This is a genomic window from Luteimonas arsenica, assembly GCF_004352825.1.
GTDB lineage: Bacteria > Pseudomonadota > Gammaproteobacteria > Xanthomonadales > Xanthomonadaceae > Luteimonas > Luteimonas arsenica.
This window is the reverse complement of sequence record NZ_SJRW01000002.1, coordinates 289,112-314,914: the sequence shown is the minus strand read 5'-3', so window position 1 is coordinate 314,914 and position 25,803 is coordinate 289,112. Positions and strand designations below refer to the sequence as shown.

At 71.2% G+C, this 25,803-nt stretch carries 24 protein-coding genes and 2 tRNA genes; 15 read left to right on the top strand and 11 right to left on the bottom strand.

Features of this window, described 5'->3' with window-relative positions:
• Positions 1-27: 27 nt before the first annotated feature.
• Positions 28-855: a glycosyltransferase family 2 protein gene (locus E2170_RS08895; protein WP_133000317.1), complete on the top strand. Its 828-nt coding sequence runs from the start codon at positions 28-30 to the stop codon at positions 853-855.
• On the opposite strand, the gene E2170_RS08890 is transcribed toward E2170_RS08895, so the two are convergent.
• The gene (locus tag E2170_RS08890; protein WP_207914986.1) at positions 788-1,852 is read right to left on the bottom strand and encodes a CDP-glycerol glycerophosphotransferase family protein; all 1,065 of its coding nucleotides are present in this window, start codon (positions 1,850-1,852) and stop codon (positions 788-790) included. The two genes, E2170_RS08895 and E2170_RS08890, sit on opposite strands and share 68 nt — an antisense overlap.
• Between E2170_RS08890 and E2170_RS08885 the strand changes: the two genes are divergently transcribed.
• The 3 genes from E2170_RS08885 (at position 1,848) to E2170_RS08875 (ending at position 5,638) form a co-directional block, all read left to right on the top strand.
• The gene (locus E2170_RS08885) at positions 1,848-2,663 is read left to right on the top strand and encodes a glycosyltransferase family 2 protein (protein ID WP_133000316.1); all 816 of its coding nucleotides are present in this window, start codon (positions 1,848-1,850) and stop codon (positions 2,661-2,663) included. The two genes, E2170_RS08890 and E2170_RS08885, sit on opposite strands and share 5 nt — an antisense overlap.
• 10 nt (positions 2,664-2,673) lie before the next feature.
• Positions 2,674-4,611, top strand: a complete 1,938-nt coding sequence (asnB, locus tag E2170_RS08880; protein WP_133000315.1) for an asparagine synthase (glutamine-hydrolyzing) — start codon at positions 2,674-2,676, stop codon at positions 4,609-4,611.
• Between the two features lie 88 nt (positions 4,612-4,699).
• The gene (locus E2170_RS08875) at positions 4,700-5,638 is read left to right on the top strand and encodes a glycosyltransferase family 2 protein (protein WP_133000314.1); all 939 of its coding nucleotides are present in this window, start codon (positions 4,700-4,702) and stop codon (positions 5,636-5,638) included.
• Here E2170_RS08875 and rsmB read toward each other — a convergent pair.
• From rsmB to def, 3 genes are read right to left on the bottom strand one after another with little or no spacing between them, the layout of a single operon-like run.
• Positions 5,628-7,067, bottom strand: a complete 1,440-nt coding sequence (gene rsmB, locus E2170_RS08870; protein ID WP_243708128.1) for a 16S rRNA (cytosine(967)-C(5))-methyltransferase RsmB — start codon at positions 7,065-7,067, stop codon at positions 5,628-5,630. The genes E2170_RS08875 and rsmB overlap by 11 nt on opposite strands.
• Complete coding sequence (gene fmt / locus E2170_RS08865; RefSeq protein WP_133000312.1) at positions 7,064-7,984, bottom strand: methionyl-tRNA formyltransferase; 921 nt, start codon at positions 7,982-7,984, stop codon at positions 7,064-7,066. The genes rsmB and fmt overlap by 4 nt, the downstream gene beginning before the upstream one ends.
• 43 nt (positions 7,985-8,027) lie before the next feature.
• Positions 8,028-8,540, bottom strand: a complete 513-nt coding sequence (gene def, locus E2170_RS08860) for a peptide deformylase (RefSeq protein WP_133000311.1) — start codon at positions 8,538-8,540, stop codon at positions 8,028-8,030.
• Between the two features lie 197 nt (positions 8,541-8,737).
• Here def and E2170_RS08855 point away from each other — a divergent pair, with 197 nt between their 5' ends.
• From E2170_RS08855 to E2170_RS08825, 7 genes are all read left to right on the top strand, one after another.
• A complete protein-coding gene (locus E2170_RS08855; protein ID WP_133000310.1) occupies positions 8,738-9,853 on the top strand; it encodes a LysM peptidoglycan-binding domain-containing protein in 1,116 nt (371 codons plus the stop codon).
• 76 nt (positions 9,854-9,929) lie between these two features.
• On the top strand, positions 9,930-11,081 hold the full coding sequence (gene dprA, locus E2170_RS08850; protein ID WP_133000309.1) for a DNA-processing protein DprA: 1,152 nt from the start codon (positions 9,930-9,932) through the stop codon (positions 11,079-11,081).
• 27 nt (positions 11,082-11,108) lie between these two features.
• Positions 11,109-11,582, top strand: a complete 474-nt coding sequence (locus tag E2170_RS08845; RefSeq protein WP_133000308.1) for a DUF494 family protein — start codon at positions 11,109-11,111, stop codon at positions 11,580-11,582.
• A 173-nt stretch (positions 11,583-11,755) separates the two neighbouring features.
• The gene (locus tag E2170_RS08840; protein ID WP_133000307.1) at positions 11,756-14,296 is read left to right on the top strand and encodes a DNA topoisomerase I; all 2,541 of its coding nucleotides are present in this window, start codon (positions 11,756-11,758) and stop codon (positions 14,294-14,296) included.
• Positions 14,297-14,363: 67 nt separating this feature from the next.
• Entirely contained in the window at positions 14,364-14,927 is a 564-nt protein-coding gene (gene tsaC / locus E2170_RS08835; RefSeq protein WP_133000306.1) for an L-threonylcarbamoyladenylate synthase type 1 TsaC, read from the top strand.
• 80 nt (positions 14,928-15,007) lie between these two features.
• The gene (locus E2170_RS08830; RefSeq protein ID WP_133000305.1) at positions 15,008-15,832 is read left to right on the top strand and encodes a DUF4124 domain-containing protein; all 825 of its coding nucleotides are present in this window, start codon (positions 15,008-15,010) and stop codon (positions 15,830-15,832) included.
• A gap of 38 nt (positions 15,833-15,870) precedes the next feature.
• A complete protein-coding gene (locus E2170_RS08825; protein WP_133000304.1) occupies positions 15,871-16,515 on the top strand; it encodes a DUF4124 domain-containing protein in 645 nt (214 codons plus the stop codon).
• Here E2170_RS08825 and E2170_RS08820 read toward each other — a convergent pair.
• Both E2170_RS08820 and E2170_RS08815 read right to left on the bottom strand, forming a co-directional pair.
• The gene (locus E2170_RS08820; protein WP_243708127.1) at positions 16,512-17,177 is read right to left on the bottom strand and encodes a DUF2242 domain-containing protein; all 666 of its coding nucleotides are present in this window, start codon (positions 17,175-17,177) and stop codon (positions 16,512-16,514) included. The two genes, E2170_RS08825 and E2170_RS08820, sit on opposite strands and share 4 nt — an antisense overlap.
• 78 nt (positions 17,178-17,255) lie before the next feature.
• Positions 17,256-17,903 (bottom strand): 2-hydroxychromene-2-carboxylate isomerase, encoded by a 648-nt coding sequence (locus tag E2170_RS08815; protein ID WP_133000303.1) that lies wholly within the window; start codon positions 17,901-17,903, stop codon positions 17,256-17,258.
• Between the two features lie 158 nt (positions 17,904-18,061).
• On the opposite strand from E2170_RS08815, the gene E2170_RS08810 reads away from it, so the two are divergent.
• Entirely contained in the window at positions 18,062-18,421 is a 360-nt protein-coding gene (locus tag E2170_RS08810) for a DMT family protein (RefSeq protein WP_133000302.1), read from the top strand.
• Between the two features lie 36 nt (positions 18,422-18,457).
• Here E2170_RS08810 and E2170_RS08805 read toward each other — a convergent pair whose 3' ends face one another.
• Complete coding sequence (locus E2170_RS08805; protein WP_133000301.1) at positions 18,458-18,796, bottom strand: YegP family protein; 339 nt, start codon at positions 18,794-18,796, stop codon at positions 18,458-18,460.
• A 596-nt stretch (positions 18,797-19,392) separates the two neighbouring features.
• Here E2170_RS08805 and E2170_RS08800 point away from each other — a divergent pair.
• The 3 genes from E2170_RS08800 to E2170_RS08790 all read left to right on the top strand — a co-directional run bounded on the left by E2170_RS08800 (position 19,393) and on the right by E2170_RS08790 (position 21,012).
• Positions 19,393-19,466: transfer RNA gene (locus E2170_RS08800), tRNA-Pro, on the top strand.
• 1 nt (position 19,467) lies between these two features.
• A tRNA-Lys gene (locus tag E2170_RS08795) sits at positions 19,468-19,535 on the top strand.
• A 355-nt stretch (positions 19,536-19,890) separates the two neighbouring features.
• Positions 19,891-21,012, top strand: a complete 1,122-nt coding sequence (locus E2170_RS08790) for a slipin family protein (protein WP_133001145.1) — start codon at positions 19,891-19,893, stop codon at positions 21,010-21,012.
• Positions 21,013-21,081: 69 nt separating this feature from the next.
• Here the strand turns inward: E2170_RS08790 and E2170_RS08785 are convergent, their stop codons facing one another.
• The 4 genes from E2170_RS08785 to E2170_RS08770 form a co-directional block, all read right to left on the bottom strand.
• The gene (locus tag E2170_RS08785; RefSeq protein ID WP_207914958.1) at positions 21,082-21,597 is read right to left on the bottom strand and encodes a YciI family protein; all 516 of its coding nucleotides are present in this window, start codon (positions 21,595-21,597) and stop codon (positions 21,082-21,084) included.
• Positions 21,598-21,682: 85 nt separating this feature from the next.
• The gene (locus tag E2170_RS08780; protein WP_133001143.1) at positions 21,683-22,459 is read right to left on the bottom strand and encodes an SDR family oxidoreductase; all 777 of its coding nucleotides are present in this window, start codon (positions 22,457-22,459) and stop codon (positions 21,683-21,685) included.
• Positions 22,460-22,464: 5 nt separating this feature from the next.
• Complete coding sequence (gene sppA, locus E2170_RS08775) at positions 22,465-24,360, bottom strand: signal peptide peptidase SppA (RefSeq protein ID WP_133000300.1); 1,896 nt, start codon at positions 24,358-24,360, stop codon at positions 22,465-22,467.
• A 75-nt stretch (positions 24,361-24,435) separates the two neighbouring features.
• Entirely contained in the window at positions 24,436-25,800 is a 1,365-nt protein-coding gene (locus E2170_RS08770) for an MATE family efflux transporter (RefSeq protein ID WP_133000299.1), read from the bottom strand.
• Positions 25,801-25,803 lie beyond the last annotated feature (3 nt).

Below are 25,803 nucleotides of genomic sequence, written 5' to 3'. Positions count from 1 at the left end.
GCACCCCGCCGCGGCGCAGCGATCCCCATGCCAAAGCCGGTTCCCCTCTCCGCCACCGTGATCACCTTCAACGAGGCCGACCGGCTTGGCGACTGCCTCGCATCGCTGGCGTTCTGCGACGAGATCGTCGTGGTCGACTCCGGCTCCACCGACGCCACCCGCGACCTCGCCGCGGCCGCCGGGGCGCGCGTGCTGGTGCGCCCTTTCGACGGCTTCCGCAGCCAGAAGCAGTACGCGGTAGCGCAGGCCACGCATGACTGGGTCCTGTGCGTGGACGCCGACGAGCGCGTCACGCCCGCGCTGGCGGCCTCGATCCAGGCGGCGCGCGCAGGCGGCTTCGAAGGGGCGGCGGGCTACCGCTTCGCACGCTGCTCGGCGTACTTCCGGCGCTTCCTGCGCCACGGCAACGCCTATCCCGACCGCAAGCTGCGCCTGTTCGACCGCCGCCGCGGCGGCTGGCGCGGCGAGCGCGAGATCCACGAAACCGCAAGCGTGGACGGCCCGGTGCGCACCCTGGCCGGCGACCTGCTGCACCTTCCGTTCCGCTCCTTCGAGCACCAGTTGGCCAAGGGCCGCCAGTACGCGCAGATGATGGCGGAACACGCGCACGCCCGGGGCCAGCGGGCCAGCTGGACGAAGCTGGTGCTGGCGCCATGGTGGCGCTTCTGGCGCGGCTGGCTGCTGCGCGGCGGCTTCCGCGACGGCTGGGCGGGTCTGGTCTATGCCTATGTCACCGCCGACACCGCGCGCCAGAAGACGGTGCGGCTGTGGCTGCTCCAGCGCGGGCTCAGTGGCCCGTCGGCCCCCAGTAGCCCAGCTCGCGACGGATCTGCAGGCCCCGGTACAGGGCGGTGAAGGGGCGCCTGCGCAGTTGGCCGAGCCGGCCGGCAAGCAGGGCCTCCGTGGCGGCGATCACGCGCTGCGAAGAGCGGCCGTCGCGCCAGGGGTGGATGTCTTCGGCGCAGGCATCAAGCGCGGACCGCAGTGCCGGCGACGGCGCGAAGGCCTGTTCCAGCATCGCCGGCAATGCCGATGGATCGTCGAAGTCGATCATGTACGGCTTCGGCACGCGGTTTCGGAAGGTCACCACCGGCTTGCGCTGGACCACGAACTCGCTCACCACCGAAGTGGTGTCGGCCACCAGCACGTCGGCGGCGCGCTCGGCGCTGACCAGTTCCTCGGTCTCGACGAAGGCCGCGTTGGCGCCGGCCAGCGCGCGGTAGCGCTCGACCAGGGCCGGCGCGCACTTGGGGTGCAAGGTCAGCAGCCAGTAGCGGTGGCCGGCGGCCACTTCGGCGGCAATGGCATCGTAGAGGTGCGGTGCGGCGCTCAGGCGCTCGGTGAAGGTGGAGGCGAACATCGCCATCGGGCGGCCACCGGCCGCGGCGCGCATCCCCGTGGCCCGCGGATCCTCCGACACGAACAGCGGATCGAGCTTGGGCCAGCCGGTCTCCACCACCTTGAAGTGCCCGGCGCGCGCGGACAGGGCCTGGAACGGCACCGTGGTCGCCGGCCCCTGGGTGCAGTACAGGTCGAACAGCCCGCGCAGCCGGAAGTGGCCGCGCGCATCGTCGCGCTTCTGGACGTTGAAGCCATGGAACAGCTGGACCTTGGCCCCGCCGACGAAGGGCGGCACCCAGTTGGCCGCGCTGAACACGGCGCGCGGGCGCAGGTCCACGGCTTCGCGCGCGCCGCCGAGCATCCGCACCGGAGCCGCAAGGCTCGAACCGGCAGCGCCATCGACCAGCCAGGCGTGCACATTGTGGCCGGCATCTTGCAGGGCATCTGCCAGCGGTTGCAGGATGGGCAGCGCGTAGCGCTCGGTCGCGAACAACAGGTAGTCCGCCATCAACACCTCCTCCAGCCCGGGCCCCGCCCTGTCGGCCTGCATTATCGCGTTCAACGAAGCCGACCGGATCGGCGACTGCCTGGCCTCGCTCGCATTCTGCGACGAAATCGTGGTGGTCGATTCCGGCTCAACCGACGCCACCGCCGACATCGCCCGCGCCGCCGGGGCGCGCGTACTGCAGCGGAAATTCGACGGTTTCCGCAGCCAGAAGGCCTTCGCGGTGGCGCAGGCGACCCATGACTGGGTGCTGTGTCTGGACGCGGACGAGCGCGTGGGCGAAGCGCTGCGGGCATCGATCGAAGCCGCGCGCGCCACAGGCTTCGGCGATGCCGCCGGCTACCGCTTCGCCCGCCTGGACAACTATTTCGGCCGGTTCCTGCGCCACGGCAACGCCTACCCGGATCACGTGCTGCGCCTGTTCGACCGCCGCTGCGGCGGCTGGCGCGGCGACCGCGAGGTGCATGAGGCGGCCAGCGTCGACGGCCCCGTGCGCACCCTGGCCGGCGACCTCGTCCACTTCCCCTACCGCTCGCTGGAGCAGCAGTTGGCCAAGACCCAGCGCTACGCACGGATGATGGCCGAACACGATTTCGCCCGCGGCAAGCGCGCCACCCTGGGCAAGCTGGTGCTGTCGCCGGCCTGGCGCTTCTGGCGCGGCTGGCTGCTGCGCGGCGGCTTCCTCGATGGCTGGCACGGCCTGGTCTACGCCTACGTGCGCGCCAACTACGTGCGCCAGAAGACGATCATGCTCTGGCTGCTGCAGAACGGGCAGGCGGTGGCGACGCCGCCGGCGCCCGGCGCGGCGGACGACTGAGGCCGCCACGATGTGCGGAATCGCAGGCGCCTGGGCGCCGAAACCCGAGGACGCCGGCGTCCTGCACGCACTGGGCGCGGCGATGGGCACCGCCATCGCCCACCGCGGCCCCGACGACGCCGGCACCTGGGTCGACGCCGCGGCCGGCCTGGTGCTGTCGCACCGGCGGCTGTCGATCCTCGATCTCAGCCCGCTGGGCCACCAGCCCATGGCCTCGGCGGACGGGCGCTGGCAGCTGGCCTACAACGGCGAGGTCTACAACCATGCCGCGCTGCGCGCCGAACTCACGACGCTGGGGCACGGCTTCCGTGGCCATTCCGACACCGAGATCCTGGTAGCTGCGATCGCGCAGTGGGGCGTGGAATCAGCCCTGGCCCGCGCCAACGGCATGTTCGCGTTCGCGGCCTGGGACACCCGGGCGCGCGAACTCTGGCTGGCACGCGACCGCGTCGGCAAGAAGCCGCTGTACTACGGCTGGAGCGGCGACGGCAGCTTCGTCTTCGGCAGCGAACTGGCGGCGCTGCGCGCCCACCCCGCCCTGCGTAGCGAAGTCGATCCCGATGCGCTGGCGCTGCTGCTGCGCCTGGACTACATCCCGGCCCCCCACGCGATCCTGCGCGACGTGCACAAATTGGCCGCGGGCCGGCTGCTGCGCATCGATGCGGCCAGGCTGGCCGACGGCATCTCCGGGCATGATCCGGCGCGCGACCAGCAGGCCTGGTGGAGCGCCCGGGAACGCCAGGAAGCGATGATCGAGCGCGGCTTCGAGGGCGACGAGACCTCGGCGCTCGAAGCGCTCGACGCCCTGCTGCGCGACGCCACCGCGCTGCGCATGGAGGCCGACGTGCCGTTGGGTGCCTTCCTGTCCGGCGGCACCGATTCCTCGCTGGTCACCGCGCTGATGCAGGCGCAGTCGCCACGGCCGGTGCGCAGCTTCTCGATCGGCTTCGACAACGCGGTGCACGACGAAAGCGCGCACGCCGCCGCGGTCGCGAAACACCTCGGCACCGAGCACACCGAGCTGCGCGTGGACGGCCGCGCCGCGCTCGACCTGGTGCCGTCGATGCCGCGGGTATTCGATGAGCCCTTCGCCGATTCCTCGCAGTTGCCGACCACGCTGCTGTGCGAGCTCACCCGCCGCCATGTGACCGTGGCTCTCTCCGGCGACGGCGGCGACGAACTGTTCTTCGGCTACGGCCGCTATGCGCGCGCCCTGCGCAACCACCGCATGGCCGCGCGCGTTCCCGCACCGCTGCGGCGGCTGCTGGGCCGCGACCGCGGCGAGGCCGCGCGAGCCGGTGGGCTGGCCGCGTTCCGCGCCGCGCTGGCCGCCGATGGACTGCAGGGCGCGGCGCGCCAGCGCGTTCAGCGCTGGCGCGAGCCCGAAGCCGTGGTCATCGGCGCGCGCCGCCTGCCCACCGCCTACGACGACCCGGCCGCGCTGCCGCGCAACGGCACGCCCGCCGACGCACTGATGGCGCTGGACTTCGCCTGCTACCTGCCCGAGGACATCCTCACCAAGGTCGACCGCGCAAGCATGTCGGTGTCGCTGGAAGCACGGGCGCCGCTGCTGGACTGGCGCGTAGCCGAGTTCGCCTGGTCCCTGCCCATGGCGATGAAGTGGCAGGACGGCCGGCTCAAGCACCTGCCCAAGCGCCTGCTCGGCCGCTACCTGCCCGATGGACTGGTGCAGCGGCCGAAGTCGGGCTTCGGCGCACCCGTAGGCGACTGGCTGCGCGGGCCGCTGCGCGACTGGGGCGAAGCGCAGCTCGAGGAACGCCGGCTGCGCGATGAGGGGCACTTCGACCCGACGCCGGTCCGCGCCCTGTGGAACGCCTTCCAGGCCGGCGAGCGCAAATGGCACACCCACCTCTGGGGGATCCTGATGTTCCAGGCCTGGCTGGAGCACGCCAGGACCGGATCGGGGAGATCCTTGACGCTGCGCTAACACCCGGGGCCGGAACCTGCCGCCCTTCCAACCTTCGGAGCCTGCAGGGGGCAGGCAACGAAGCATCCATCCACGTTCCCGGCCCCCGATGTCCCTGTCACGCCGACCCCACCCCCACGCCCTGGGCACCAACGCCTCCCCCTCCCCCCATGATCCGCCCGCCTCCATCAGCCTGCTGGTGACCACCTACAACTGGAAGGAGGCCCTGCAGCGCGTGCTGGAAAGCGTCGCACGGCAGACCCGGCGGCCGGACGAGGTGATCGTCGCCGACGACGGCTCCCGCCATGACACGGCGGACCTGCTCGCGGCGATGGCGCGCGACTACCCGGTGCCGCTGCGCCACGCGTGGCAGCCCGACAAGGGCTTCCGCGTGGGCCGTGCACGCAACCTGGCGATCGCCGCGGCCAGCGGCGAATACGTGTTGCTGCTCGATGGCGACATGGTGCTCGAGCGCCACTTCGTCGCCGACCACGCGCGCGTCGCGCAGCGCGGTAGCTTCATCCAGGGCTCCCGTGTGTTGACCGGGCCCTCGTTCCGCGACCGCATGCTCGCCAGTGCGGAGCAGCGCCCGACGCCGCTGGCGCGCGATGTCGCCCGGCGCCGCAACGCGCTGCGTTCGCTGCCGCTGTCCGACGCCTGGCTGGCCGCGAACCGGAATACCCTCCCGCGCACCATCAAGACCTGCAACCAGGGCTGGTGGCGCGACGACCTGGTGCGCATCAACGGCTTCGACGAGCGCATGGAAGGCTGGGGCCGCGAGGACGTGGAACTGGCCTGGCGCGCGCATAACGCCGGCATCGCGTGCCGGCAGCTTCGCTTCTCCGGCCTGGCCTACCACCTCCACCACCAAGAGCGGCACCAGGACGGCGCCAGCCCCAACGACCGCTACGTGGCCGAAACCCGGGCGCTCGGGTCGACCCGCTGCGAGCGCGGCCTGGACGTCCATCTCGGCTCCGGCGGACGGATGCCGCTGCGCGACCTGTGCAATGACGTGGTGACTGCCCCGGTGGACGCGGCTACGGCCTAGGCCTGCCCGTCGACCTGCGCAGGCGCGAGACGAAGAAGCCGTCCATGCCGTCCTCGCCGGGCAGGCGCTGGCGACCGAAGCCGCTGGTGCGCCCGAAGCGCGCGTCCAGCGGCTCCGCGACGGCATCCGCGTGGCGGGCGAGGAAGGCATCGACCTGGCGCGCGTTCTCGTCGGCCAGGATCGAGCAGGTCGCGTACAGCATCACGCCGCCGGGCCGCAGCATCGTCCAAGCGGCGTCTAGCAGGCGCGCCTGCAGCGCGACCAGGGCGTCGACGTCTGCGGCGCGGCGGTGCAGCAGCACATCGGGCTGGCGGCGGATGATGCCGGTGGCCGAACAGGGCGCGTCGACGAGGATGGCGTCGAAAGGCTCGCCGTCCCACCAGGCAGCGGGGTCGGCCGCGTCGGCGACGCGGGCTTCCGCGGCCCCGCCGGTGTCAGTGGTTCCGGCGCCGCCGGCATCGTCCACGCCACCGACGCCCAAGCGCGCCCAGGTGTCGCGCACCCGCGCCAGCCGCGCGGGATCGACGTCGAGGGCGAGCAGACGCAGCGTGGGGTCGCGCTCGAGCAGGTGCGCGGACTTGCCGCCGGGCGCAGCGCAGGCGTCGAGCACGCGCGCGCCCGGCGCGGGCGCCAGCGCATCGGCCACCGCCTGGGCGGCGCCGTCCTGCACCGACACGTCGCCATCCGCGAAGCCGGGCAGCGCGCCGACCGCGATGCTGCCCGGCAGCAGCACGGCATCGGCCAGCGCCTCCCCGGCCGGGGAAGCTGCCGTGGGAGCGGCCATGGCCGCGATCGACTCGCCGGGAGGCTGATCGCGGCCATGGCCGCTCCCACAGGCTGGTATTCCGGTGGTTTCCAGGCCGGCCGCGTGGAGGCGGGCGAGGTAGGTGTCGCGGTCACCGCGGCGACGGTTCACGCGCAGCCAGGTCGGCGCCGGCTGCGCGCTGGCGGCGAAGATCGCCTCCGCGTCCTGCGGCCAGTCGGCGCGTACCCGGTCGCGCAGCCAGGCCGGCCAGGCGGCATCGGCGCCGACCCCGGGCAGGCCCTCGCGCTGGGCGCGCCGCAGCAGGGCGTTGACCAGCTTCGCCTGGTGGGCGCGGCCGATGCCGCGGGCGGCATCGACGGTCTCGGCGACCGCGGCGTGCGGCGCCAGCCCCAGCGGGTCGAGCTGGGCGAAACCGGCATGCAGCAAGGCGCGGAGGTCGCCGTCACGGCGCCCCGGCGGCTTCGCCATCCACGCCGAAAGCGCGGCGTCGGCGCGCGCGTGCTGGCGCAGGGCGGCGAAGCAGATGGCCTCGACCAGGGCGCGGTCGCGGGGATCGGGCAGGGCCGGCAGGGCGCGGGCCAGTTCGGCCTTCAGCGAGCGTCCGTGGTGGAGCACCGCGTGCAGCACGCGCGCGGCGGCCTCCCGCGGCGCGGCACCGCTCACGGCAGGGCCAGGTCGCGGCGGGCGTTGAGCCAGTCGGCGGCGGTGATCACCTTGCCGCCGTCGCGCTGCAGCACGCGGATGCGCAGGGCACCCTCGCCGCAGGCGACGTCGAGGCCCTCGCGGCCGCCGGCCAGCAGGGTGCCGGGCACGGCGCCGGCGTTCGCATCGACGGCGATCGCGCCGTGGATGCGCACGCGCTCGCCGGCCAGCACCGCCTCGGCCACCGGCCAGGGGTTGAAGGCGCGGACCTTGCGGGCCAGCACTTCGGCCGGCTGCGACCAGTCCAGCTTCGCCTCGGCCTTGTCCAGCTTGCGGGCGTAGGTCACGCCTTCGGCGGGCTGCGGCCGCGGCATCGGGCGGATGCCGGCGCGCAGCAGGCCCAGGCCATCGGCCAGCACCTGCGCGCCGAGCTCGGCCAGACGGTCGTGGAGCCGGCCGCCGGTCTCGTCTTCGCCGATCGCCAGCGACTGCGACAGCAGCACCGGGCCGGTGTCCAGGCCCTTCTCCATCTTCATCAGGCAGACGCCGGTCTGCGCGTCACCGGCCTCGATCGCGCGCTGGATCGGCGCCGCGCCGCGCCAGCGCGGCAGCAGCGAGGCGTGCACGTTCCAGCAGCCGTCCTCGGGGATGTCGAGGATCGCCTGCGGCAGCAGCAGGCCGTAGGCCACCACCACCATCAGGTCGGGTTTCAGCGCGCGCAGGGCGTCGCGCGAGGCCGGGCCCTTCAGGGTCTCGGGCTGCAGCACCGGGATCCCGCGCGACAGCGCCTCGAGCTTCACCGGCGAGGCCTGCAGCCCGCGGCCGCGGCCCGCAGGGCGGTCGGGCTGGGTATAGACCGCGACGACCTCGGCCTTGGTGCAGGCCGCGCGCAGCGACGGCACTGCGAATTCGGGCGTGCCGGCGAAGACGATCCTCATCGCGCCACCCCCGCCGTCCCTGCCCGCATGCGACGGTGGCCGGTCATGCCTGCCGCCGCAGCTTCTCGTACTTCTTCATCGCCCGCTCGCGCTTGAGCGGCGACAGGTGGTCGATGAACAGCTTGCCGTCCAGATGGTCGACCTCGTGCTGGATGCAGGTCGCCAGCAGGCCGTCCACCGCCAGGGTGAACGGCTTGCCGTGGCGATCCAGGGCCTCGACCTCGATGCCGTCTGCGCGGGTGACGTCGGCGAAGATGCCCGGGATCGACAGGCAGCCCTCCTGGTGCACGCGCAGGTCGGCCGAGCGCCCCCGGATCACCGGGTTGATGAACACCAGCGGCTGCTCGTGGTCCTCGGTGACGTCTATCACCATGAAGCGCTCCATGACGTCGACCTGGGTGGCGGCCAGGCCGATGCCCGGGGCGGCGTACATGGTCTCGAACATGTCGTCGAGCAGGCGCTGGAAAGCCGGGTCGGCGATGGCCGCGGCCTCGCGCTCGGCGGCGACCTTGCGCAGGTTCGGATGGGGGTGCTCGAGGATCGTGATCAGGGACATACGGACGTGTGATAAAGGAGGCGGCCGTCACAACCGTGTGGCGCGGGGCCCAATTGTAGCCCCAGCAGGCTTGCGCCGGATCGGTTCCTGTAGGCATAGTGCGGCCGCTATACGGGGAAATCTCCAAGGGGAGCAGGTAGATGGCCGGCAAGCTTCAGCGCCTTTCTAATGCGCTACGCACGGGTGTTGCGGTAGCAATGCTCACGGTGGCTACGTACGCGGCGGCCCAGGGCCTGCGCGGCGACCACCCTGACACTTACGTGGTCCAGCGCGGCGACACGCTGTGGGACATCGCCGGCCGCTTCCTCCAGAAACCCTGGCTGTGGCCGGAGATCTGGCAGGCCAACCCGCAGATCGCCAACCCGCACCTGATCTATCCGGGCGACGTGATCAGCCTGGCCTACCTCAACCGCGTCGGCGTCACGCCGGGCCCGCGGACCGAGGCGGCGCCGATCGACGCCGTCCCGCTGTCCGAGGTCGAGCCCTTCCTCAAGGATCTGCGCGTGGTGGACGACTTCGACCACCTGCCCTACGTGGTCGGCCTGGAAGAAGACCGCATGCGCGCCAGCCGCGACCAGGTGGTCTACGTCCGCGGCCTGGGCAGCGCCTCGCCGGGCACCCGCTACGCGGTGCTGCGCCCGACCGTGCGCTACACCCACCTGCTGCGTGCCGGCATGTGCTGCGACACCTTCGGCAAGGACGAGCTCGACGCCACCGGCCGCCGCAGCGTCGACTTCGGCAAGTACTGGGCCAACGTGGTCATGCCCGACAAGGGCCAGGAAGTGCTGGGCTACGAGCTGATGCGCGTGACCGCCGGCACCCTGACCCGCGGCGAAGTGGGCGGCATCCAGGCCAGCACCCTGCTGCTCGACGAGGAGGGCCGCGAGGTGCGCGTCGGCGACCGCGTGGTGCCAGTGGACGCCCAGCCCTACGACCTGCAGTTCTTCCCGCACCCGCCGAAGGTCCAGACCGACTACGGCAAGGCGCGCGTGCTGGCGGTGACCGACATGCTCACTTCCGGCGGCCCGCGCGACGTGATCGCGCTGTCGGTCGGCGCCCGCGAGGGCGTGGACAACGGCACCGTGTTCTCGATCTGGCGCGAAGGCAGCAACGTCGTCGACCGCGTCGAGAAGGGCCTGGCCCGCGACGAGGACACCGTGTTCTTCGAGAACAAGGTGCGCCTGCCCGACGAGTTCGCCGGCCACGTCATGGTGTTCCGCACCTTCGACAAGGTCAGCTACGGTCTGGTGATGGGCAGCGTGAAGCCGAGCCGCGTCGGCTACCACCTCAAGCACCCGGACGCGCCCTACTGAGGCCGCGGCCTTTCCCGACCGCAACACGCGACGGCGCCCCAGGGCGCCGTCGCCGTTTCCGGGCCAGGCTTCGGCCATGGACAGCGAAGACACCCGGGCGCTGCTGCGCCTGATCGCCGCCGGCGGCCGCGGCGAGCCCCGACGCCGGCTGCTGGAGAATCACGGCAGCGCCGCCGCAGCGCTGGCCGCCGGACGCAGCGCCTGGCGCGCTGCGGGGCTGTCCCCGGCCCAGCAGGGCGCCCTGGGCCTGCGCACGGGCGCGGGCGACCCCACGGACGACTGGCTGCGCTGGCTCGACGGCGCCCCCGGCCGACGGGTGATCGGCTTCCACGATCCGGACTACCCCGCCCTGCTGCACCGCCTTGAAGGCGCTCCGCTGGCGCTGTGGCTGGTCGGCGACGGCGACCTGCTCTGGCATCCCTCGGTGGCCGTGGTCGGCAGCCGCGCCGCCAGTGCCGGCGGCCTGCGCAATGCCTTCGACTTCGCGCGGGACTTCGCCGCCGCCGGCGTCTCCGTCACCAGCGGGCTGGCCGCGGGCATCGACACCGCCGCCCACGAGGGCGCCCTGGCCGCCCCCGGCGGGCGCACCGTCGCCGTGCTCGGCACCGCCATCGACCGCCCCTACCCGACGCGCAACGCCGCCCTGTACCGGCGGATTGCAGACACCGGCGCGGTGGTCAGCGAGCTGCCGCCGGGAACGGCGTACAGCCGTGGCGCCTTCCCCAGTCGCAACCGGATCGTGATGGGCCTGTCGCTGGGCGTGGTGGTGGTGGAAGCCGCCCTGCGCTCGGGCGCCGCGATCACCGCGCGGCTGGCCGGCGAGGCCGGGCGCGAGGTCTTCGCCATCCCCGGCTCGATCCACAACCCCAAGGCCCGCGGCTGCCACCGCCTGATCCGGGACGGCGCGGCCCTGGTGGAGACCCCGGGCGAAGTGCTGGAGGCGCTGGCGCCGCTGGCCCTGGTCTTCGCCGACGACTTGCGCAGGCGCCTGGACGCCCCCAAGAAGGGTCCCGGGAACGCCGCCGCGGCGGCCGGCATCGCCGGTCCGCCCGAAGGTTCCGACCCCCAGCGCTTGTGGCAGGCACTGGGCCACGACCCTACCGGTATGGATGAACTGGTTTCGCGGACCGGATTGACGGCCGCCGAACTAGGCAGCATGCTGCTGCTCATGGAGCTGGAGGGTCGTGTGGCGGTCGAGCACGGCCGGTATTCCCGAAAGTCTCAGTAACGCGCCTCCGGGCGCAGGCCGGGGGAAATGAAAGAGAGCATCCTGGACGTCCTGCTCTACCTGTTCGAACACTACTTCACCGAAGACGCGGATCTCGTCCGCGACCGCGACTCCCTCCAGAACGGCCTGCTCCAGGCCGGATTCAGCCCCACGGAAACCGGCAAGGCCTTCGACTGGCTCGACGGCCTGGCCGAACAGCGCCCGACCGACAGCGCCCCGCGGGCCGATGGCCCCACCCGCCTGCTCTCGCTGCGCGAAGAGGCCAAGCTGGACTTGGAAGCCCGCGGTTTCCTGATGTTCCTCGAACAACACGGGGTGATCGACGCCGATCGCCGCGAGCTGGTGCTCGACCGCGCCATGGCCCTGGACCAGGACGAGCTCGACCTCGACGACCTCAAGTGGGTGGTGCTGATGGTGCTGTTCAACCAGCCCGGCGCCGAGGCGGCCTATGCCTGGATGGAAACCCAGATGTTCATCGACGAGCCGGAAACGGTGCACTGATCCCGGTTCCGGCCACGCCCGGGCCCGGGGCGGGCGTCTTGACAGCCCCACCGCGGCCGTGATTCCACTATAAATAGCAGTCGTCGCACGCCCGGGGCCTTGTCCCGGGCGTCGCTGTCTACAACCCCCCACCCTCATGGCGCGGTCCAGGCCGCCCCGGAATCCCTGCCGCGATGGCCAAGAACCTCCTCATCGTCGAGTCGCCCGCCAAGGCCAAGACGATCAACAAGTACCTCGGCAAGGACTTCCAGGTCCTGGCTTCGTACGGCCACGTCCGCGACCTGGTGCCGAAGGAGGGCGCGGTCGACCCGGCCGACGGCTTCCGGATGCGCTACGACCTGATCGACAAGAACGAGAAGCACGTCGAGGCGATCGCCAAGGCGGCGAAGGCGGCCGACGGCATCTACCTCGCCACCGACCCGGACCGCGAGGGCGAGGCGATCAGCTGGCACATCGCCGAGATCCTGCAGGAGCGCGGCCTGCTCGAGGGCAAGGAACTGCAGCGGGTGGTGTTCACCGAGATCACCCCGCGCGCCATCAAGGAAGCGATGCAGAAGCCGCGCGGCATCGCCAGCGACCTGGTCGACGCCCAGCAGGCGCGCCGCGCGCTGGACTACCTGGTCGGCTTCAACCTGTCGCCGGTGCTGTGGCGCAAGGTGCAGCGCGGCCTGTCCGCCGGCCGCGTGCAGTCGCCGGCGCTGCGCATGATCGTCGAGCGCGAGGAGGAGATCGAAGCCTTCGTCGCTCGCGAGTACTGGACCATCGAGGCCGAACTCGCACACCCGTCGCAGGCCTTCAGCGCCAAGCTCACCAAGCTGGACGGGAAGAAGTTCGAACAGTTCACCGTCACCGACGGCGACACCGCCGAGGACGCGCGCGCGCGCATCACCGCCGCCGCCCAGGGCGCGCTGCACGTCACCGACGTCGCCAGCAAGGAGCGCAAGCGCCGCCCGGCGCCGCCGTTCACCACCTCGACCCTGCAGCAGGAGGCCTCGCGCAAGCTCGGCTTCACCACCCGCCGCACCATGCAGGTGGCGCAGAAGCTGTACGAGGGCGTGGCCATCGGCGAGGAAGGCACGGTCGGCCTGATCAGCTACATGCGTACCGACTCGGTGAGCCTGTCGGCCGAGGCCCTGGGCGAGATCCGCGACGTGATCGCCCGCGACTACGGCACGAAGGCACTTCCCGACAAGCCGAACTTCTACCAGACCAAGTCCAAGAACGCGCAGGAGGCCCACGAGGCCGTGCGCCCGACCTCGGCGCTGCGCACGCCCGCGCAGGTGGCCCGCCACCTGTCCGACGACGAGCGCCGCCTGTACGAGCTGATCTGGAAGCGCGCGGTGGCCTCGCAGATGGTCCCGGCCACGCTCAATACCGTGTCGGTCGACCTGGCCGCCGGCAGCGACCACAGCTTCCGCGCCAGCGGCACCACCGTGATCGACCCGGGCTTCCTGGCCGTGTACGAGGAAGGCAAGGACAGCAAGGGCAAGGACGACGACGACGAGGGGCGCAAGCTGCCGCCGATGAAGCCCGGCGACCGCGTGCCGCTCGACCGCATCCACGCCGACCAGCACTTCACCCAGCCGCCGCCGCGCTACACCGAGGCCTCGCTGGTGAAGACGCTGGAGGAATACGGCATCGGCCGCCCCTCGACCTACGCCTCGATCATCCAGACCCTGCTGTTCCGCAAGTACGTGGAGATGGAGGGCCGCGCCTTCCGTCCCAGCGACGTGGGCCGCGCGGTGTCCAACTTCCTCAGCGGGCACTTCACCCGCTACGTCGACTACGACTTCACCGCGAAGCTCGAGGACGAGCTCGACGCGGTCAGCCGCGGCGAGGAGGACTGGGTGCCTCTGATGGAGAAGTTCTGGGGCCCGTTCAAGGAGCTGGTGGACGAGAAGACCGAGAGCGTCGACCGAAGCCAGGCCACCGGCGCGCGCGAACTCGGCACCGATCCCAAGTCCGGCAAGCCGGTCAGCGTCCGCCTGGGCCGCTACGGGCCCTATGCCGCGATCGGCAGCACCGCCGAGGACTCGGAGGAGAAGCCGCGCTTCGCCTCGCTGCGCCCGGGCCAGAGCATGCACACGATCACGCTGGAGGAGGCCATCGACCTGTTCCGCCTGCCGCGCAAGCTGGGCGAGGACAAGGGCGAGGAAGTGAGCGTCGGCATCGGCCGCTTCGGGCCCTTCGCCAAGCGCGGCAGCACCTATGCCTCGCTCAAGAAGGAAGACGACCCTTACACCATCGAACTCGAGCGCGCGGTGTTCCTGATTGAAGAAAAGGAAGAGATCGCGCGCAACCGCATCATCAAGGAGTTCGAGGGCAGCGACATCCAGGTCCTCAATGGTCGCTTCGGGCCCTACATCAGCGACGGCAAGCTCAACGGCAAGATCCCCAAGGACCGCGAGCCCGCCTCGCTGACGCTGGAGGACGTCGTCCAGCTGCTGGAGGAGACCGGCAAGCCGGCGCGCGGACGCTTTGGCAAGAAGACGGCGGCCAAGAAGGCGCCGGCGAAGAAGGCCGCCGCGAAAAAGGCTCCCGCCAGGAAGGCCGCAGCCAAGAAGCCGCCGGCAAAGAAGACAGCCACGAAGAAGGCGGCAACAAAGAAGAAGGCCACGAAGAAGGTCGCGAAGAAGGCTGCCGCCAAGAAGACCGCGGCCCGGAAGGCGCCGGCGAAGAAGACCGTGGCGGCGGACGACGATGCGCCGTTCTGACACCCGCACCGGCGGATGCTCCGGGCGAGTCGGTTAAGCCACGGGCACGACAGGCCCGTCCCGTCCGATGAATCTCCCGCTCCAGCTCGATGCCGTCGTAGCCGCCCTCCGCGACGGCGGCGTCATCGCCTGTCCGACCGAGGCCGTCTGGGGCCTGGGCTGCGACCCCTTTGACGAGGCGGCGGTGATGCGCCTGCTCGCCATCAAGCAGCGCGAGATCGACAAGGGCCTGCTGCTGGTCGCCGCCGACGTCGACCAGCTCGACGGCCTGGTCGACTGGGATGCGCTGGAGCCCGGGCGCCGCGAAGCGGTGCTGGCGTCCTGGCCCGGCGCCAACACCTGGGTCCTGCCCGCCACCACGCGCGTGCCGCGCTGGATCACCGGCGACCACGATGGCGTTGCCGTCCGGATCAGCGACCATCCGCTGGTGGCGGCGCTGTGCCGGGGCTTCGACGGCGCCCTGGTCTCGACCAGCGCCAACGTCGCCGGCGAGGCGCCCGCGCGCAGCGAGGCGGATCTCGCGCCCTCGCTGCGCGCCGCGATCGACGCCCTGCTGCCCGGCGAAACCGGCGGCCTGGACCGGCCCACGCCGATCCGCGATGCCCGCAGCGGGGCCCTGCTCCGCGGCTGAGGCCCACTGCCGCCTGAACCGTCGTCACGCTTCCGGCCCGCAGGCTTTCCCCTGCGCTCCCCGGCGCGCAAGATGGCCGCATGAGCGCCACCACCGCCCGCACCGCCCTCGTCGCGCTGCTGCCGGCCTGCCTGGCCGCTGTCGCGCTGGCCGCCAGCATCGTGCCCGCTTCGGCCCAGGACGGCGGCGACGTCACTATCTACCGCTGCACCGGCGCCGACGGCGAGGTCGTGATCGGCAACGTGCCCTGCACGGAAGGCTCGACGCAGCAGGTGCGCAGCATGGTCCGCCCGGTGGACGGCGCGCCGCCCCCCGCACGTGAGCCGGACGCGGCACCGTCGCCGACGTCCCAGCCGGAGGTGCGCCATGTCGTCGTGCAGCCACCGCAGCCCCTGTACGAATGCACGCGCCCCGATGGCAGCGTGTACGAAAGCGACAGCGAGGAGGGCGAAGTACGCTGGGTGCCGCTGTGGACGACAGGAGGCTGGCCGGTCGGTGGCGGCTGGCACGGCGGCCACGGTGGGCGACCTGGCGGCGGCGCGCGCGGTCGCGGCAACATCGGCCAACGCGGCGCCACCACCCGGGCCGGGAGCGGCCTGAGCGCGCCGCCCGTGAGCCGCATCAGCATTCCCTCCGATCCCCCGCGCCCCGACCCGGACGCCGCGTCCGGCCCGCGTCCGCGCCCACCGCATGGCGGACGCGGATACGTCGGCGCCGAGCCCGGCAACTGGGAACGCGATCCCTGCCAGGCCCTGCCTCCGGCCGAAACCTGCGCCCGCCTGCGCGACCGCCGCGAGGAGATCCGCCGCCGCTTCTTCAACGCGCAACAGCGCGAGCGCGATACCCTGCGCGTCGAGGAACGCGGGCTCAACGCCCGCATCGACGCCGACTGCAGGACGTATTGATGCTCCGATCCACCCGATGCCGCCCGCATCTGGCGGCCATGCCGGCCGCCGCCGCGATCGCCATCGCCTTCGCCACCTCCGCCATCGCGCAGGCGCCGCAGGTCGTGATCTACCGCTGCACCGACGCCGGCGGCGCGCTCACCGTGCAGAACGACGAACCCTGCCCGGCCGGCAGCCGCCAGGAACGCAGCGTGATCGAACCGCCGCCGCCGATGCCGGTCTACGTGCCCCAGGCACCGCCGCCACCCGCCCCGGCGCCGGCACCTGCCCCCGCCGCCGAACCCGTGCCGGCGGCCCCGGAGCGTCCCGACGCCCCGCCGCCGGCCCGCATCGCCGACGCCGACCGCCTGCCCCCACCGCCGATCTTCCGCTGCCACACGCCGGGCAACGGCAGCTACATCCACGAGGATGCCGAGCCGCAGCCACGCTGCGTGGCGCTGCAGACCGTCGGCATCAACGGCGACCCCGGCCTCGGCGCGGGGGCGGCCTGCGAATGGCAATACGACCGCTGCGAGCGGATTCCCGACGAAGAAGCCTGCGACGGGTGGCACCGGCGCAGCCGGGAGATCGAATCCACCTGGCGCTATGCCCGTGGCGACGCACGGGCGCCGCTGCAGGAAGAGTTCGCGCGGGTGTCGACGATCCTCGCCGATACCACCTGCGGCCTGCCCGGCGCGCCCTAGGGCGCGGGCGACCCGTCCGCGGCAGGGGCCGCGTCGGGCAGCGACAGCATCGGCAATTGCAACGGATCGGGCGGGGTTTCCGGTTCCGGCGGCGGCGGCGGCGAGAGCACGCCTTCCGCACCCGGCAGGTAGTAGGCCACGCGGTCGAAGAAGCGGCGGTAGAAATCGGTGTTCTGCACCGTGTTGCTGGCCACGCGCACCAGGTTGGCGCCGCTGCTGCCGATCGGCACCGACACCGAGCCGAGCATGCTCAGGCCGACGCTGGCCGACTTGGTGGTGGTCTTGAGGTCGTAGCGGTCCTGCACTGCGTTGACGAACACGATCGAACCGTTGCCCGGCCTCGGCACGCAGGTGGCGCGCACGAGCAGCTGGGTGTGCACGTCGGACTCGGGCTGGAAGTTCTTGATCGCCTGCAGGCTGTCGCCGGTGGCTTCACTGATCACGTAGCCCTGCCCCAGCAGCGCGCGGCGGGTGGCTTCGCAGGCCGCCGGCGGCAGCGACTCGAAGCTGCGCGAATAGGTGTCCTCGGCCGAAAAGGTCTCACCCAGCGGCGGCGGCGGCTCCTTCTCCCGGCCCATGCCGCAGGCGGCCAGCGAGGCGACCAGAAGCGCGGCGAGGACGGCGCGTCCGCACGACGGGCGAGATGGAGGCATGTCGTTCATGGACCAATGCGTGGGGTCATCGAGTGTATCGACGGCGGCGTGCAGATCCCCTGAATGGCGGGCTCGGGCCGCCGCGCATCAGATCCCGCGGCGTGCGGTCGCGACCGGAAGCGATGCCAGCCGGCGCATGGCATCGGTCGCGAACAGGCCAGGATCGGCCAGGTAGTCCTCGAACATCGCGGTGGCGTCCTCGCCCCAGAACAGTTCGCCGTCCACCACCAGCGTCGGGACGCCGAAGACGCCGGCCTGCACCGCCGCGTCGAAGTTTTCGCGCAGCGCCTGCTTTACCGCGCCCTGCGCCAGCGCACCGGCATCATCGATGCCCAGCTTCGCGGCGACCGGCGCCAGGTCCTCGAAGGTTTCCGCCGCCCGCCCCTCGCGCCAGACGTGGTCGAAGATCGCGTCAACCGCATCCGTGCCCGAACCCGCCGCGATGCACAGCCGCAGCGCCGCCAGCGGATTGAAGGGATGCGCCGGCGGGAACGCCATGGGAATACCGGCACGGTCGGCCCGCCATTGCGCATGGCGGTAGGTGAACAGCCGCTTGGCCGGAATTTCCGCCGGCCCCTTGTGCGACAGGTGGGACAGCAGGCCCGCGAACAGCACCGGGCGGCAGGCCATCTCGATGCCCGGGAAGCGCTTGAGCGCCTGCCACTGCAGGTAGGCGAAGGGGGAGATGAAATCGAAGAACCAGTCGGCCCTTCGCTGTCCGGTGGCTTCGGCCATGGCGGGATGTCCTGCTGGTGCGCCTGCGACCAGGCGGCGCGGGGCCTCATCATCCCACGGCGTCGGCGGCGGCCTGCGGCGCGGACCATCGACGGTCGCCACCGCTTCGGGTATACGGATCGCGCGATCCACTACCCGGGATCGATCGAAGGAATCCCATGCGCGAGATCGGCCTGACCATCCTGCTGCTGACCCTGGGCAACGTCTTCATGACCTTCGCCTGGTACGCGCACCTGAAGGAACTGGGATCCAAGCCCTGGTTCGTGGCGGCGCTGCTCAGCTGGGGCATCGCCTTCTTCGAATACATGCTGCAGGTGCCGGCCAACCGCATCGGCTATACCGTGCTTTCGCTGGGGCAGCTGAAGATCCTGCAGGAAGTGATCACGCTGGCGGTGTTCGTGCCCTTCGCGGTGTTCTACATGAAGGAGCCGTTGAAGCTGGACTACCTGTGGGCGGGCCTGTGCATCCTGGGCGCCGTCTATTTCATCTTCCGCGGCGGCACCGCGGCCGCGGCCTGAGCGGCCGCGGGCCGGGGCACCGTCGCAGGCGCGACCTCAGGCCGCGCTGTCGTCCTTGATCGTCGTGGTCGGACCGTTGGTCTTCACCGAAGCGATGCCGTTTTCGCGCGCGGCCTCGGATTCGTACATCTCGCTGTTGCCGATGACCTGGTGGTTCGCGGCCTTCAGTACGAAATAGGGCTTGCCGTTCTTTGCTTCCTTGCGCTCGTAGCGCGCGTCGTCGGGTGAGTTCTTCTGCACCGACGCGATGCCGTTGTGCGCCGAATCCAGCGCCTTGTAGCGCTCGCTGACCAGGATGGTCTGGCCGTTGCCGGCCTTGAGCGCGAACTGGAACTGTCCGTCGGACGTCTTCGAGATCTGGTACCAACCCGCCATGTCGACTCCTTTGTCTGGTTGACCGCACGCAGCCGCGGCCCTGCAAACATACACCCGCTTCCCGCCCACCCGTGTGGCGGAACCGCTCGTCGCCGGATGAAATTTCTTATTGCATGTCCGAATCAGCGCGAGTAAGGTGCGCAACCTTCGCGGGCCCGGCGTCCGCGCTTTCACGCAAAACCACAAAGACCATGTCAATAACGAACCACATCGCCAACCGCCTGATCCCATCGCCGCTCAAGCGCGATGCGGGCCTGCGCGCGTGGTTTGCGTACGAAGGCGCCTGCGCCCTGACCTGACCGGCTCCGCCACGGGAGATCGGTCGCCCCGATCTTCCGAGGAACAGCGAATGCCCTCGGACTCCATGCCGGGGGCATTTTCGTTTTCGCATTCGCAAAGGACACCTGGAACAGGCGTGCATCGTGCGACTCCGCGGCAGGGACGCGGCGCGGTGCGACGCAAAAGGATTGCCGCTTCGAAACAGGCGGCAATGCGCAGTCGGATCTCGGTCGGCAACCGCGGTGCGGGCTCTGGTTCCGTCCGGTGCGCGCGGCGTTGCCGTGGCGTATGCCGATGCCGGTTCGAGGCGACTGCGACAACGTTGGCTCAATCGGTAGAGCAACAGCTTCGGATGCTGTCGGTTGCGGGTTCGAGTCCCGCACGTTGACCACTGGATAGCTCAGACGGGTAGAGCGATGGACTTTTAATCCATTTGTCGCGGGTTCGAATCCCGCTCCAACGATCGCTGATTGTCATCAGCACAACAGGGCGCAAGCCCGAATCGGGAACGTCCCGTGTCTGTTCCGCCAGGCGTCGCAATCCATCGCGATGCGCAACGAAGCAGGCAGCGGGCACCGCACCGGCACCGCGTCCTGGCGGTGGCCGACGGCGGGGAAAAGCGGAAGCGCGCCTTCATGGGCTCGCCGCAAAGCCTCGCCAGACGCCATTGCCAGCACCGGCCGCCCGCGCGGCGTCCGCCAGGGACGTTTCCACCTTTTCCGTCGGCCGCATCCCGTGGCCGGCAGCGCGGCAACCGGTTCCCCGCACCCCAGCGAACCGGATCACCAGAGCCATTCACAAGGAGAAAACCCATGATGTTCTGGACCCGAAGGGTCGTGATCGGTGACGCTGAGCGCGGCCTGGTGTATCGCAATCGCCGCTTCGAGCGCGTCCTCGCGCCGGGCGTGCACCGCCTGTTCGCATGGCGCGACCAGCTCGAGGTCGTCGTGCACGACATCCGCAAGCCGGAGTACGCCGGCCACGATGCCGACACGCTGATCGCCGCGCTGGGCGACCGCCTCGGCGAAACCTTCGTGCTCGCCGACATCGGCATGGACGAGGTCGGCCTGGTGTCGAAGAACGGCCGACTCGAGGACGTGCTGGCGCCGGGTCTTCGCACGCTGTACTGGCGTGGCCTGGTGCAGGTTGACGTCGAGAACGCCGCGCTGGCCGCGGGGCTGCGCGTCGCGCCGGACGTGGCGCGCCGCCTGCGCCAGCTCGGCATCCTGGCCCGCGTGGCCGTGGTGCTGGAGGTGCCGGCCGAATCGGCGGGCCTGGTGTTCGTCGACAACACGCTCGAGCAGGTGGTCGGCGCCGGCAGCTACGCCTTCTGGAACTTCCGGAAGAACGTGGCGGTGGAGACCATCGAGCTGCGCGTGCAGGCCATGGAAGTGTCGGGCCAGGAACTGTTGACCCGCGACAAGGTGAGCCTGCGCGTGAACCTCGCCGCCTCGCTGCGCGTGACCGACCCGGTCGCCGCGCGTACGCGGGTGGCGAAGTACGGCGACTACGTCTACCGCGAGTTGCAGTACGGCCTGCGCAAGGCCGTGGCCGCGAAGACGCTCGACGAACTGCTCGGCGACAAGGCCACGCTGGACGCGGAAATCTTCGCGTACGTGCGCGGCCGCGTGGAGGAGCTCGGCATCGAAGTGCTCGGCGTGGGCGTCAAGGACGTCATCCTGCCGGGCGAGATGCGCGAGATCCTCAACGGCGTGGTGCAGGCGGAGAAGCTGGCGCAGGCCAACGTGATCCGCCGCCGCGAGGAGGCCAACGCCACGCGCTCGCTGCTCAACACCGCGAAGCTGATCGACGAAAGCCCGGTCCTCATGCGCCTGAAGGAGCTGGAGGCCCTGGAAAAGGTCACCGAGAAGATCGACAGGCTGACCGTCTTCGGCGGCCTGGACGGCGTCCTCGGGCAGCTGGTGACGCTGAAGTAACACCCCCGCGCGTCGCATGGACGCGACGCGCGGGGCCTTTCCATTGGAGCGTGGGCCACCGGGCCTGCCCTAGAACGACTTTCGCGAAATCGTCCCGTGCGCCTCGTTCAACAGCAGCAGCGCGGCCGAACCGTAATACGCATGCAGTTCGGCCTCCATCTCGCCGCTGGCGATGACGGGATCCGTGGCCACCAGCGCACGGGCCTCTTCAAGGTCGGCAGTGTCGAACACGAAGATCCCGCGGCGGCCGTCGACGCCGTCGAGGGGACCGGCCAGCACCAGCTTCCCTTCTGCGGCCAGGCGCTTCATGTTGGCGAAGTGGCCCTGGAACATCGCGTCGCGGGCCTCGCCCCTGGGCAGCGGCGTGGGACCGGTCTTCAGGATCACCAGCACGTATTTGCGCATGCCGTAGTCGTCGGCGCCGAGGCGTTCGGCGAGCGCGGCGTCATAGCCCGGTGGCTCGGCCTGCGTTGCTGCGGTGCCGGTCGTGGCCGGCGCGCCCTGCGCGACGCAGGCCCCGGCCACAAGCAGCATGAAGAGCCCGGCCAGCACGGCCTGCGGGCGGAAAGTGTTCGATCGGATCATGGCTGACTCCCGGTGAGGCTGCAGGTGGCGGTTCCGGAGACCTGTCGCGACGTCCATCGCTGCCGAGCTGCCGCGATGGCGGAGGTTAGAAACCGTAGCGCAGGAAACCGCCGTCCACGGCGATGCATTCGCCGGTGACGTAGGACGACGCCGGCAGGCACAGGAAGGCCACCGCGGCCGCCACTTCCTCCGGTTCGCCGATGCGCCCCATCGGGGTGCGCAGCAGCACGTCGTCGAGGTAATCCGGATCGGCCAGCTTCGGCGAGGTGCGCCGGGTGCGGATGTACCAGGGCGCCACGCAGTTCACGCGGATGCCGTCCTCGGCCCACTCGCAGGCGAGGTTGCGGGTCATCTGGTGCATCGCGGCCTTGCTCATGCCGTAGGGCGCGCCGGTGCGCACGTGGGTGGCGCCGGAGACGCTGCCCACGTTCACGATGCAGCTCGTCGCGTGCTGTGTGAGCAGCGGATGCGCGTAGCGGCTGAGTTCGAAGGCGCTGAACAGGTTGACCTCGAAGATCTCCCGCCACTCGTCCTCGGTGTAATCGATCGCGGCCTTGCCGAGGTTGCCGCCGGCGTTGTTGACCAGGATGTTCAGGCCCTCGCCCTGGTCCTCCACCCAGTCCAGCAGCTCCCTGCGCTGTTCGTCGTCGGAGACGTCGGCGATCAGGGCGCGCACGTCGCCGTCGGGGAATTCGTCGAGCAGTTCCTCGCGCGCGGCCTCGAGCGCATCGCCGTCGCGCGCGGCGATCAGCACGCGCGCGCCGAAGCCCAGCAGCTCGGCCGCGATCGCGCGGCCGATGCCGGCGCTGCCGCCGGTGACCAGGGCCAGCTGTCCTTCCAGCCTCCAGCGCGACCGGTCCACGGCGCTCACGGCATGCAGAAGCAGTGCACGACGGCCTTCACCGGCTGGCCGTCACGGGACAGGGCCTGTTCGATGAAGCGCAGGTCGCCGGCGACGCCGGGCATCGCCTGCATCAGCAGGCGGTCGGCAAAGCCCGTGCGCGCGACCATCGTCGCGCCCAGCCGGCTCTCGGCCATGCCGGCGACGAAGCTCTCGAACGGCGTGAGCGGCTTCTCGACGTACTTCACACCCCAGGTGCCGGCCTCGCCCAGTCCGGCGCGCTCGGCGGCGTTCGCCAGCGCGTCGCGCAGGCCGCCGAATTCGTCGACCAGCCCCCGCTCCTTCGCCTGCGCACCGCTCCAGACGCGGCCGCGGGCCACCTGGTCGATCTCCTCCACGCTGCGGCCGCGCGCGGCGGCGACCTTGCCGGTGAAGTCGCGATAGCCCTTGTCGATCACGCTCTGGATCACCTCGCCCACGCCGGGCTGCAGGCTGCGGGTCGGATCGAAGGCACCGGCGAAGCGCGTGGTGCCGACGCCGTCGGTGCGCACGCCGATCTTCTCCAGGGTGCGGGGAATCGTCGGGATCATGCCGAAGATGCCGATCGAGCCGGTGATCGTGGACGGATCGGCATAGATCGCGTCGGCGTCCATGCTGATCCAGTAGCCACCGGACGCGGCGAGGTCGCCCATCGAAGCCACTACCGGCTTGCCGGCGGCCTTCAGGGCCTCGACCTCGCGGCGGATCTGCTCGGAGGCGAAAACGCCGCCGCCCGGGGAATCCACGCGCAGCACCACGGCCTTGACGTTGTCGTCCTCGCGCGCGGCGCGCAGCAGGGCCGAGGTCGACTCGCCGCCCACGTTGCCCGGGTTCTGCTCGCCGTCCATGATCGTGCCCTCGGCCACGACCACGGCCACCTGCGGGCGCGCGTCGGCGGCCGCCATCGGGCTGGTGACGTGCTTGAGGTAGGCGTCCCAGGCCATTTCGCGCACGCCGCTGTCGCTGTCCTCGTCGGCTTCGCCGCGCTCGGCAAGCAGCTGCTGCACTTCTTCCAGGGTCTTCAGGCCGTCGACCAGCTTCTGCTCCACGGCCAGCTTCGCGAGGTCGCCGCCGGCCGCCTGCACGCCTTCGGGCAGCGCGTCCACGGCCGCGGACAGCGCTGCGGCATCCAGCCCGCGCGCCTTGGCGATGTCGCCAACGAAGCGCCGCCAGATGTCGTTCATCCAGTACAGGTCGGCCTCCTTGGCCTCCGGCGAGGCCTGGTCGAGCACGTAGGGCTCGGCCGCGGACTTGTACTCGCCGACCTTGAACAGGTGGATGTCGACGCCGAGTTTTTCCTGCAGGCCTTCGCGGTAGTACTGGCGGTAGCGGCCGATGCCTTCCAGCACCATGCCGCCGTAGGGATCCATGTAGACCTCGTTGGCCTGCGCGGCCAGCAGGTACTGGGCCTGGCCGAAGTATTCGCCGAAGGCGATCACTTCCTTGCCGGACGCGCGCAGCGCGCCGATCGCGTCGGCGACTTCGCGCAGCGAGGCGTAGCCGGAGAACGCCATGCGGTCGGTGCGCAGCAGCACGCGCTCGATGCGCTTGTCGTCGGCCGCCTTCTCGATCACGCGCAGCAGGTCGCGCAGGCGCACTTCCTGCACGTCCTGGCCGCTCATCTTGCCGAGGGCGCGGCTCACCGGGTCGACGCTGAACTGTTCGACCAGGGCACCTTCGGGCGCGATCACCAGGGTGGTGCGGTCGAGCAGCGGCTTGGCCCGCTCGGCGCTGAAGATCGCCACCAGGACCACCACCAGCAGGAACAGGAACAGCAGGTTGAACACCAGCCGGCGGGTGAAGTTCAGGGCATCCCATGCACCGACGACGACGCGGGCGATGGGGCCGCGGCGGCGCGGAGCGTTCGGATACGTTTCGGACATGGCGGGCGACTCGATGGCAGGGATGCGACGCCGCCAGTATCACCGCTGGCGGCCGGCCCCGTCACCCGCCTTTGGTCACTGCGCCGTCCGGGGGAGCCGGCCGCTGGTGCGCAGGAAGCGCGCGGCCATCAACAGCGCCGCGACCACCAGGCCGGCGATCAGGCCGATCCACATGCCGCGCGGGCCGTGGCCCAGCCCCAGGCCGAGCCAGGCGCCGATCGCCATGCCCACGCCCCAGTAGGCGAAGGCGGCCAGCAGCATCGGCACGCGCGTGTCCTTGAGCCCGCGCAGGGCGCCGGCCGACAGCACCTGGATGCCATCGGGGAACTGGAACGCGGCCGCGAACAGCAGCAGCGAGGTCGCCAGCGCCGCGACCGCGGCATCGGCGGTGTAGACCGCGACGATCGCGTCGTGGCCGAGCACCAGCACCAGCGCGGAGAACGCCTGCGTCCCGAGCACCAGGGCCAGGCCCGCGTAGGTCGCCCGGCGCACGCCTTCGCGACCGCCGCCGGCGCCGAGCGCGTGGCCCACGCGCACCGTGGTCGCCTCGGCCAGGCCGAAGGGGATCATGAAGCACAGGCTGGCGACGTTGATCGCGATCTGGTGCGCGGCCGCCTCGACCTGGCCCAGGCGGCCGATCAGCAGCGCGGTGACGATGAACAGCCCGCCCTCCATCGCCACCGTCACCCCGATCGGCAGCCCGGTGCGCAGCAGCTCGCGGATCGGCGGCCAGCGCGGCGGATCGAAGCGCGCGAACAGGCCCAGCGGCGCGAAGCGCTTCGAACGCGCGAGGTAGGCCGCGAACGCCGTCGCCTGCGCCCACATCATCAGCGCCGAGGCCAGGCCCAGGCCGCCCGCGCCCATCTCCGGCAGGCCGAAGCGGCCGAAGGCGAAGGCCCAGCCCAGCGGCACCAGCAGCAGCAGGCCGCCGAAGCCGAGCAGCATCGTCGGCAGCGTCCAGTGCAGGCCGTCGCTGAGGTAGCGCATCGCGTAATAGAGCGTCAGTGCCGGCACGCCCCAGCGGATGCCGTGCAGGAAGTCGCGCGCGCCGGGGCGGATGGATTCGTCGATGCCCATCGGCGCCAGCGCCATCGTCGCCAGGCTGAGGAAGGCGAACAGCAGCAGGCCCAGCGCCAGCGCCAGCCACAACGACTGCCGGAACAGCGGCGCGATCGCGTCGCGGCGGCCGGCGCCGTCGAGCTGCGACACCGACGGCGGCAGCGCCATCAGCGTGCCCATCGGGATCATCATCGGCAGCCAGAACATGGCCGTGCCCACCGACACCGCCGCGAGCGTCGCGGTCCCGTGGCGGCCGGCGATCACGCTGTCGACGAAGCCGATCAGGCCGGTGGCGAAGTGGCCGGCGACCAGCGGCGCGGCGAGCACCGCGGTAGCGCGAACCTCGCCGCCGAAGCGCGCAGGGGGCGTGTGCAGGGACATGGG

Coding starts and splice junctions, on each gene's coding strand:
- E2170_RS08875 (WP_133000314.1), top strand. CDS start 4,700: ATGTCCCTGTCACGCCGACCCCACCCCCACGCCCTGGGCACCAACGCC.
- E2170_RS08770 (WP_133000299.1), bottom strand. CDS start 25,800: ATGTCCCTGCACACGCCCCCTGCGCGCTTCGGCGGCGAGGTTCGCGCT.
- sppA (WP_133000300.1), bottom strand. CDS start 24,360: ATGTCCGAAACGTATCCGAACGCTCCGCGCCGCCGCGGCCCCATCGCC.
- E2170_RS08805 (WP_133000301.1), bottom strand. CDS start 18,796: ATGGCGGGTTGGTACCAGATCTCGAAGACGTCCGACGGACAGTTCCAG.
- asnB (WP_133000315.1), top strand. CDS start 2,674: ATGTGCGGAATCGCAGGCGCCTGGGCGCCGAAACCCGAGGACGCCGGC.
- E2170_RS08830 (WP_133000305.1), top strand. CDS start 15,008: ATGAGCGCCACCACCGCCCGCACCGCCCTCGTCGCGCTGCTGCCGGCC.
- dprA (WP_133000309.1), top strand. CDS start 9,930: ATGGACAGCGAAGACACCCGGGCGCTGCTGCGCCTGATCGCCGCCGGC.
- E2170_RS08820 (WP_243708127.1), bottom strand. CDS start 17,177: ATGAACGACATGCCTCCATCTCGCCCGTCGTGCGGACGCGCCGTCCTC.
- tsaC (WP_133000306.1), top strand. CDS start 14,364: ATGAATCTCCCGCTCCAGCTCGATGCCGTCGTAGCCGCCCTCCGCGAC.
- E2170_RS08840 (WP_133000307.1), top strand. CDS start 11,756: ATGGCCAAGAACCTCCTCATCGTCGAGTCGCCCGCCAAGGCCAAGACG.
- fmt (WP_133000312.1), bottom strand. CDS start 7,984: ATGAGGATCGTCTTCGCCGGCACGCCCGAATTCGCAGTGCCGTCGCTG.
- E2170_RS08810 (WP_133000302.1), top strand. CDS start 18,062: ATGCGCGAGATCGGCCTGACCATCCTGCTGCTGACCCTGGGCAACGTC.
- E2170_RS08895 (WP_133000317.1), top strand. CDS start 28: ATGCCAAAGCCGGTTCCCCTCTCCGCCACCGTGATCACCTTCAACGAG.
- E2170_RS08790 (WP_133001145.1), top strand. CDS start 19,891: ATGTTCTGGACCCGAAGGGTCGTGATCGGTGACGCTGAGCGCGGCCTG.
- E2170_RS08815 (WP_133000303.1), bottom strand. CDS start 17,903: ATGGCCGAAGCCACCGGACAGCGAAGGGCCGACTGGTTCTTCGATTTC.
- E2170_RS08855 (WP_133000310.1), top strand. CDS start 8,738: ATGCTCACGGTGGCTACGTACGCGGCGGCCCAGGGCCTGCGCGGCGAC.
- E2170_RS08825 (WP_133000304.1), top strand. CDS start 15,871: ATGCCGGCCGCCGCCGCGATCGCCATCGCCTTCGCCACCTCCGCCATC.
- def (WP_133000311.1), bottom strand. CDS start 8,540: ATGTCCCTGATCACGATCCTCGAGCACCCCCATCCGAACCTGCGCAAG.
- E2170_RS08785 (WP_207914958.1), bottom strand. CDS start 21,597: ATGATCCGATCGAACACTTTCCGCCCGCAGGCCGTGCTGGCCGGGCTC.
- E2170_RS08845 (WP_133000308.1), top strand. CDS start 11,109: ATGAAAGAGAGCATCCTGGACGTCCTGCTCTACCTGTTCGAACACTAC.